This is a genomic window from Klebsiella sp. Ech2A, from assembly GCF_030078455.1.
In the GTDB taxonomy this organism is placed as follows: Bacteria; Pseudomonadota; Gammaproteobacteria; order Enterobacterales; family Enterobacteriaceae; genus Klebsiella; species Klebsiella terrigena.
In genome coordinates this window covers 1-7,564 of the sequence record NZ_JAQGFU010000197.1, presented here as the reverse complement: position 1 = coordinate 7,564, position 7,564 = coordinate 1, and the positions used below count along the sequence as shown (strand labels likewise).

Below are 7,564 nucleotides of genomic sequence, written 5' to 3'. Positions count from 1 at the left end.
CTGCGGGGGACATCTGGGCCACCTGTTTAACGACGGCCCCGCGCCGACCGGACTACGCTATTGCATGAATGGCGATGCGATGCTGTTTAGCCCGGAAAAAATATAGCTCCACGGTCCACATTAAGGACGCTGATTATGCTGGTTATTTTTCTTGCTTATCTTGGGGGGCTGTTGACCATCGCCAGCCCCTGTATTTTACCCGTGCTGCCGTTTGTTTTCGCCCGTTCGGATCGGTCCTTTATGCGTACCGGTCTGCCGCTGCTGGCGGGAATGGCGATAACCTTTACCCTGTTCGCCACCCTGGCTGCCGTGGGAGGCGGCTGGGTGGTGGCGGCCAACCAGTATGGTCGTGACGCCGCGCTGGTGCTGATGGCGCTGTTTGGCATAACGCTGCTGTTTCCCCGGCTGGCGGATCGGATCATGCATCCGCTGGTTTCTGCCGGGAACACCCTGTCAAATCGGATTACCGCCGGTAAATCCTCCGGCGCGGGCAGCTCGTTTTTGCTGGGTATTGCCACAGGTCTGCTGTGGGCGCCGTGCGCCGGGCCGATCCTCGGTCTGGTGCTGACCGGCGCAGCGCTGCAGGGGGCGAACATCAACTCCACCCTTCTGCTGCTGGCTTATGCCGCCGGCGCGGCGACTTCGCTGGCGCTGGCGCTGCTGATTGGCGGTAAAGTCTTTGCCACCATGAAGCGCTCGCTGGGGGTTGGGGAGTGGATCCGCCGCGCGCTCGGCGTCGGGATGCTGATGGGCGTAGTGGCGATTGGCTTCGGGCTGGATACCGGCGTGCTGGCGCGGATTTCGACGGCATCAACCGGCGGTATTGAGCGGGCATTGATACAAAAACTCTCTCCGGGCAGCGGCAAAAACGCCGCGGCGCCTGCGGCGACCCCCGCCAGCACTGTGGTCAATGCTGCTGATAACGGTATTGCGTCTTTGTTGAGCGATTATGGGCTGGCGCCGCCGCTGACCGGCGCCGTGCAGTGGCTGAACTCACCGCCGCTGACCCCGGAAGCGCTGCGCGGCAAGGTCGTGCTGGTGGACTTCTGGACCTACTCTTGCATCAACTGCCTGCGTTCGCTGCCCTACGTTAAAGCCTGGGCGGAGAAGTATCGCGATCGGGGGCTGGTGGTGATTGGCGTCCACGCGCCGGAGTTCGCCTTTGAAAGAGATACCAGCAACGTCGCGAAAGAAGCGAAAAAGCTGGGCGTCACGTATCCGATTGCGATCGATAACGACTACCGCATCTGGCGCGCCTTTAATAACCAGTACTGGCCAGCGCACTACTTTATCGATGCCAGCGGGCATATCCGCTATGAACACTTCGGCGAAGGCGATTATGACCGCTCCGAACGCGTGATTCAGGAGCTGCTGCGTCAGGCGGGGGCGAAAAATGTCGATACCAGCGTCAGTACGGTTTCAGCGACGGGCATCGAACAGGCCGCCAGCGGTCAGAGCAATATTTCTCCGGAAACCTACCTTGGCTATTCGCGCGGAGCAAACTTTGCCTCCGATAAGGTCAGCGAAGATCGGCCTGCTGATTACCATATTGCGGCTCTGCCCCTGGATTCATGGGGGCTGGAGGGGCGCTGGACGATTGGCGACGAGCACATCACGCTGAACGGCGGCACCGGCAGGATTGCCTATCAGTTCCACGCTCGCGACCTGCATCTGGTTCTGGGACCGGGCAAAGACGGCAAACCCGTTCGCTTTAAGGTGTTGGTTGACGGTCAGGCTCCCGGAAAAATGCACGGTGTCGACGTGGCCGCCGACGGTAGCGGTACGGTGACGGAGCAGCGTTTGTATCAGCTAGTTCGTGGGTCCGATGGGGTGGGTGAACACACCTTCAGCATTGAGTTTAACGATCCTGACGTCAACGCCTACGCTTTCACATTTGGTTAATACAGGTGGCTATGAAGATGAAAAAAATGACCCGTTGTATCCGTGCCTTAGGCGCTTCGGCTCTGGTGGTTGGCGCGCTGGCATTCCAGAACGTCGCCTGGTCCGAAGCTGAATCCGCGGTAGTTATTCCAGCGCCGCTGCAGGATGAGGCGCCTGCGTCGACGCGCCTGGAAACCGCCGTCCTTGCCGGCGGCTGTTTCTGGGGCGTGCAGGGCGTTTTTCAGCACGTTAAGGGCGTCACTAACGTCACTTCCGGTTATGCCGGCGGCAAAGCCCGCACCGCCTATTACGACAGCGTGAGCACCGGGATGACCGGCCATGCCGAATCGGTGCAGATTACGTTTGAGCCGCAGCAGGTGACCTACGGCCAGCTACTGCAGGTTTTCTTCTCGGTCGCGCATAACCCGACGGAGCTGAACCGCCAGGGGCCGGACTACGGTACGCAATATCGTTCCGCGATATTCCCGATGAGCGATTCGCAGGAGAGGGTGGCGAAGGCCTATATTGCCCAGCTTAACGGCAGCCATCGTTTCAACGCGCCGCTGGTGACTAAGGTTGAGGAGCGCGCCAGCTTCTATCCGGCGGAGAAATATCATCAGAACTTCCTCAACGACAATCCGGACTATCCGTACATTGTTATCAACGACAAGCCCAAAGTTGAGCAGCTGAAAAAAAACTTCCCGGCGCTGTGGAATAGCGAACCGGTGCTGGTGAAGGGTTAATGACTCGCCGTCAGGGGGCGCGGTTTGCCCTTCGGGGCGGCATTTTTTCCGGCCAGCAGCCGGCCGGCATCGGGAGAAGAGATATTTTACGACCGGCTGCTTATGTGGCGCTTTCGACCGCGGGGGAAAATTTATACCCCTTTCCCCATACGGTTAGCAGGCGCTCCGGCTCCGCCGGGTTACGTTCAATCTTGATCCGCAGGCGGTTAATGTGCGTATTGACCGTATGCTCGTAGCCTTCATGCTGATAGCCCCAGACCTGGTTGAGCAGGCTCATGCGCGAGAAGACTTTGCCGGGGTTTTTAGCGAAAAAATAGAGCAGATCGAATTCGCGCGGCGTAAGTTCCACCGGTTTGCGGTCCAGATGCACTTCACGCGCGATCGGATCGATGACCAGGCCGGCAAAGCGCAGCACCCCGGCATCCATTCTCATGGCGGAGATCATTGCTTCCTGACGGCGAAACAGGGCCTTAATGCGGGCGACCAGCTCCAGCATCGAAAAGGGTTTTGCCAGATAGTCATCGGCCCCCAGTTCGAGGCCAAGCACGCGGTGTATTTCGCTGGAGCGGGCGCTGATAATAATGATTGGCGTATAGCGGGCCATATTACGCGCCCGACGGCAGATCTCCAGCCCATCGATGCCGGGGAGCATCAGGTCGAGGATCAGCGCATCCCAGCCGCCGTTTTCCAGCAGAGCGACGCCCTTATTACCGTCACCGGCGTGGGTAATGTCATAGCCCTCATCGCGTAGATGAAGGGCGAGAAGGCCGGCAATATCGGCGTCATCTTCGACGACCAGGATTTTTTTTGCGGTTACGCCTGTCATATTAAATCCCCCGTTTTGCCGTCTACTCCTTCAGCTTACACAACTCCCTCTGTGGCGATCGAAATATCACATTTTATTTAAATTTACGTGAGGCTTTGGGGAACTGGTGTGGCGCATAGTCGGTGACGGTATCGCGGGTATATCGACAATCACTGAGGAAAACAGGATGAAAAAATTATCTATTCTCGCACTGTCAGCCGTCTGTGCTATGGGCTTCGCGGCGGTGAGCTATGCGGCAGATTCGACGAGCGAAACGTCATCGACCACCATGATGAAAGCCGACCCTCATCCCGGCTCGATGATGAAGGCCGATAATCATTCCGCAACCATGATGGTGAAGGAGGATAAACATCCAGGCACCATGATGAAGAAGGAGAAAAAGCACGGAGATGCGATGGCAATGAAAAAAAAGGATGAAGTAAAAAAATCCATGTAGCCGGCAGCTCTGGGGCGGTTTTTCGGTGAAAAACACCCCGGCAGCGTTTTTTGCGGAAAGGTCGCTCTTCAGCGCAGCCCAATTGCCTTGATGCGCAGCGCAATCAGTACAATAATCGCGCATATGGATGTTTCTTCCCCGAATACAGGCTGCCATGATCGTAAAAATCGTTTGTCTGAGTCTTCTTTGCATCATCCTGCTCTCCCTTGGCGCCAGCCTGGCCCAGGCGATGCATCAGCGGGAGCAGCGACCACAGGAAGGCTGGTGGTCCGCCCGTCGTGACTCAGCGGGGCTGGCGCCCGATCCTCAGCAAAACGCCAGGCTGGCCATTGTGCAGGTCTACGCTGCGCCGACCTGGGGATGGAGAGGCGTGGTGGCGGTACATCCATGGATCATCTATAAACGCGCCGGGGAGACGGAATATAACCGTTACGAAGTGATTAGCTGGGGAGAAGGGGAAAAGGTGCGTCGCAATCGCAACCCACCGGATGGCTACTGGTTCGGCGCGAAGCCCCGTTTGCTGGTGGAACATCGGGGGCAAGAGGCCGAAGCCATGATTCCGCAGATTGTCGCGGCCATTGCCTCTTATCCCTGGCCGGATACCTACCACGCCTGGCCGGGGCCCAACAGTAACACCTTTATTGCCCATATTGGGCGCGAGGTGCCTGCACTCAAGCTGGATATGCCCGCCAACGCGGTGGGGAAAGATTTTCGCTCGCTGCTGGATCCCATCGGCCTGCCGCCATCCGGACGCGGGGTTCAGGTGTCGGTGCTGGGGATTGCCGGCGTTACGCTGGGAGCTGAAGAGGGATTTGAACTCAACCTGCTGGGGCTGAACGTGGGGCTGGATTTCACGCCGTTACGTATACGTCTGCCGTTTATTGGCGGCCTTGGCGATGACAATTTGCGCAATGATCCTGCTAAATAACGCCAGTGTCCGCCATTGTTTATTTCACCTCTTGCCGGCAAGAAAGAGCAGTATTGGCATTTTTATTGTTATGTGATGACTTAAACATAATCGAACGCAGTTCGATGGAGAGTCCGGCCGCAGAAAAGCAAAAACCCAGCCATAGGCTGGGTTTTCTGAATAGTGGTGCCCGGACTCGGGATCATTCAGTTATCTATTAAGTTGAAAATTAGCATAAATTTCATGCCTGCCTGTTGTCAGGACCCTTGGCTTGACCCGTATTTTCATCTGTAGATCAAAAAGATTTAACACGCGCGATAAAAAATGTCCGGTTCGTACCTTTGGTTCTATTCCGTCAAAGAATCTCTAAATCATTGTAGCCGTCAACTAATTTTGGCCACACGACCTGACTGTTCATGGAGCGGCCGTTCTGATTTATTTGGCGTTAAACCGCCGTTATTATACCCGTAGGACCGAAGCACGCTGTAGTACCCCGTGATACAACGGACTATCACTGATTGTGCTTCTGTGGGTACCTATTCACCAGGCCATCTCTTGATACGGGCGAGCTGGTGAATATTTTCGAACTGCCAATAGATGGTGGTCGCGTTTATTATATGTGTGTCCGCCAGGATAGTGAAACGATGCAGGCAGGCAAACTATTACCGAGCGGTTCAAGAAGCGGCTACCATATAACGATGTAATAGCATACGGCGCGAATAATGGGGCGACAGAATGACACGCCGTTTTCAGCGCAGCATGTCATAGCTCCTGGAGAACGCAATTTCTTCCCGGTCGCAGAGCACTTGCCAGGCGTCGGCGGAGGGGGCGATAAACCCCCGAAGCCCCAGAGGCCGCAATAGCGTGGCATCTTGTTCTGTATTCAGCGCCAGCAGCGCCATAATGGTCTGCGGGTCAACCCTGTCGCTTGCCACCAGTAAAGGCATCGGTGCGGGCGCGCTGCGCGCCAGGATACGCACATGGCGCGTTAATTCCGGTTCATACCGGTACAGCAGCGACCAGGCATAGCTATCCAGCGGGCCGACATCCGCTTCGCCCGCCGCCAGCGTTTCCAGCACGCGTCGTGGGGTCACCAGCGGCCCGACAAGCGTGCGATAAAGCGTTTTTCGCGACTCGCTACGGTACGCCGACAGATGATAGCGCACCGCGTTATAGCCGGAGTGCGACTCAGGGTTGGTATACGCCAGCCGCCCGCCGAAGGTCTCTTCCAGCCTTTCGGCGGTAGACGACTTCGGCACCATAAACAGGGTACGGTAGTGCCCTGGTATTCCTTCTCCGGCGGCGTCTTCCGTAACCGGCACGGCCACGGGGCGTACCGGAAAGCGCCGCTGCGCGAAGGGCCAGCCACACATGAATACCGCCAGCAGATCGGAACGAGCCCACAGCCCTTCCAGCCTGGCCGGGGCAGGGTAGTCAAAAATCTCTGCCTTCAGCCCGGCGCGGCGTACTGCTTCGAGCAGGAGCCTTTTCCACCCCTCTTCGGCCGCCGGGGTGACCGAGTACATTCGCGCGTTAACGATCACCGGTAGCGTAGTTCCTGACCAATACCCAGCGCGCGAGCTTTTTCCAGCATCGCATGCCCCAGTGCAATATCGCTTAGCGACAGCCCGCGATGCCAGAAGAGGATAGTTTCGCCATCGTTTTCACGACCGGGTTTCGCCCCGGCGACAATTTCGCCCAGCTCGGCATGCAGGGTATGCTCGCTTAATTTTCCGACCTCTACGTGGGCCCGTAGCGATCCAAACATGCCTCCTTTGCACTGTCCCCAATCGTCCACCACCAGCTTATCCATAATGTCGGTAAGCGACAGCTCCACGGCGCTCATGGTGCCGTAGGGCACGACAAAGGCGCCGGGTTTTATCCACTCTGTTTTTAACAGCGGCGTCGGTGCATCAAGACGCGAGGCTTCGACCACAATATCCGCGTCGCGCACGCAGCTTTCCCAGTCGTCCGTGACGATGACTTTTTTGCCGAGATCCTGCTCCAGACGGCGTGCAAAAGCGTCACGGCTTTCCGGGCGACGGGAATGAATGCGGATTTCATCAAAATCATAAATGCTGTTGAGCAGACGAACGTTCCAGTAAGCGGTGCCCCGTGCGCCGATATGCCCCAGCACCTTACTGTCGCGGCGGGCGAGGTGGCGCGCACCCAGCGCGGTAAGCGCGCCGGTGCGCATATCGGTAATCGCCGACGCATCCAGAATGGCAACCGGCATGCCGGTGCGCGGATCGAAAAGGTTCAGCAGAGCCATTTCCGAGGGCAGCCCCAGCGTATAGTTATTGACATAATCGCCGACGATTTTTACCCCCGCTAGCCCCAGCGGCTCGATATAACCGCGCAGCACGTTAAAGTGGCCGTTAAACGCTTTATCGGGAATTAAATGCACGCGCGGTTCAATGACGGTTTTTTTCTGCCCCTGGGCCCGCAGCCCGTCCTCCACCGCCGCGAGGATTTCCGCGTCCGTGAGCTGCAGTTGGTCAACGTCAGGGCCGTTTAGCCAGGTTAAATGGATGCTTTGAGTCATAAATTTCTCTCATAGGTCGTATGGTCCGCATTGGACCGCACGTGGTCGAAAAGCCGCTGGCGGGTTAATACGCCGACGGGTGAGCCGTATTCGGTGATGGTGATGCTGTCGGCGTGCCGGGAAAGCATCAGCGCCAGCGCGTCTTTCAGGGTGGCGTTCACGTCAAGCCGCTGCGGATGATTAGCGGTCAGAGACGTTTCCATCGCCTGGACCACCGGGGTAATAG

General features: G+C 57.4%; 9 protein-coding genes. 5 read left to right on the top strand and 4 right to left on the bottom strand.

The window, feature by feature from the left end; all coding sequences use genetic code 11:
* The 3 genes from PFH44_RS22750 to msrA all read left to right on the top strand — a co-directional run.
* Window positions 1-106: peptide-methionine (R)-S-oxide reductase (locus tag PFH44_RS22750; RefSeq protein ID WP_349632139.1), on the top strand; the 106-nt coding region annotated here is incomplete at its 5' end.
* A gap of 29 nt (window positions 107-135) precedes the next feature.
* Complete coding sequence (locus tag PFH44_RS22745) at window positions 136-1,902, top strand: cytochrome c biogenesis protein DipZ (protein ID WP_283826233.1); 1,767 nt, start codon at window positions 136-138, stop codon at window positions 1,900-1,902.
* A gap of 17 nt (window positions 1,903-1,919) precedes the next feature.
* The gene (gene msrA / locus PFH44_RS22740; RefSeq protein WP_283826234.1) at window positions 1,920-2,624 is read left to right on the top strand and encodes a peptide-methionine (S)-S-oxide reductase MsrA; all 705 of its coding nucleotides are present in this window, start codon (window positions 1,920-1,922) and stop codon (window positions 2,622-2,624) included.
* Between the two features lie 100 nt (window positions 2,625-2,724).
* Here msrA and PFH44_RS22735 read toward each other — a convergent pair whose 3' ends face one another.
* The gene (locus PFH44_RS22735) at window positions 2,725-3,450 is read right to left on the bottom strand and encodes a response regulator transcription factor (RefSeq protein ID WP_283826232.1); all 726 of its coding nucleotides are present in this window, start codon (window positions 3,448-3,450) and stop codon (window positions 2,725-2,727) included.
* Window positions 3,451-3,616: 166 nt separating this feature from the next.
* Between PFH44_RS22735 and PFH44_RS22730 the strand changes: the two genes are divergently transcribed.
* Together PFH44_RS22730 and PFH44_RS22725 are read left to right on the top strand one after the other, a co-directional pair.
* Window positions 3,617-3,886, top strand: coding sequence for a hypothetical protein (locus tag PFH44_RS22730; protein ID WP_283826231.1), 270 nt, complete (start codon window positions 3,617-3,619; stop codon window positions 3,884-3,886).
* A 154-nt stretch (window positions 3,887-4,040) separates the two neighbouring features.
* Complete coding sequence (locus PFH44_RS22725; protein WP_045856950.1) at window positions 4,041-4,814, top strand: DUF3750 domain-containing protein; 774 nt, start codon at window positions 4,041-4,043, stop codon at window positions 4,812-4,814.
* Window positions 4,815-5,542: 728 nt separating this feature from the next.
* On the opposite strand, the gene PFH44_RS22715 is transcribed toward PFH44_RS22725, so the two are convergent.
* The 3 genes from PFH44_RS22715 to PFH44_RS22705 form a co-directional block, all read right to left on the bottom strand.
* Window positions 5,543-6,337, bottom strand: coding sequence for a phosphate/phosphite/phosphonate ABC transporter substrate-binding protein (locus PFH44_RS22715; RefSeq protein ID WP_283826230.1), 795 nt, complete (start codon window positions 6,335-6,337; stop codon window positions 5,543-5,545).
* Entirely contained in the window at window positions 6,334-7,338 is a 1,005-nt protein-coding gene (locus PFH44_RS22710; protein ID WP_283826229.1) for an ornithine cyclodeaminase family protein, read from the bottom strand. The genes PFH44_RS22715 and PFH44_RS22710 overlap by 4 nt, the downstream gene beginning before the upstream one ends.
* Window positions 7,335-7,564, bottom strand: a 230-nt coding sequence (locus tag PFH44_RS22705; protein ID WP_463671566.1) for a DUF294 nucleotidyltransferase-like/CBS domain-containing protein, incomplete at its 5' end; no start/stop codon positions are given. The genes PFH44_RS22710 and PFH44_RS22705, both read right to left, overlap by 4 nt.

Bases quoted from the DNA above. Each gene is read 5' to 3' on its own strand.
- PFH44_RS22745 (WP_283826233.1), top strand. From the start codon at position 136: ATGCTGGTTATTTTTCTTGCTTATCTTGGGGGGCTGTTGACCATCGCC.
- msrA (WP_283826234.1), top strand. From the start codon at position 1,920: ATGAAAAAAATGACCCGTTGTATCCGTGCCTTAGGCGCTTCGGCTCTG.
- PFH44_RS22735 (WP_283826232.1), bottom strand. From the start codon at position 3,450: ATGACAGGCGTAACCGCAAAAAAAATCCTGGTCGTCGAAGATGACGCC.
- PFH44_RS22730 (WP_283826231.1), top strand. From the start codon at position 3,617: ATGAAAAAATTATCTATTCTCGCACTGTCAGCCGTCTGTGCTATGGGC.
- PFH44_RS22725 (WP_045856950.1), top strand. From the start codon at position 4,041: ATGATCGTAAAAATCGTTTGTCTGAGTCTTCTTTGCATCATCCTGCTC.
- PFH44_RS22710 (WP_283826229.1), bottom strand. From the start codon at position 7,338: ATGACTCAAAGCATCCATTTAACCTGGCTAAACGGCCCTGACGTTGAC.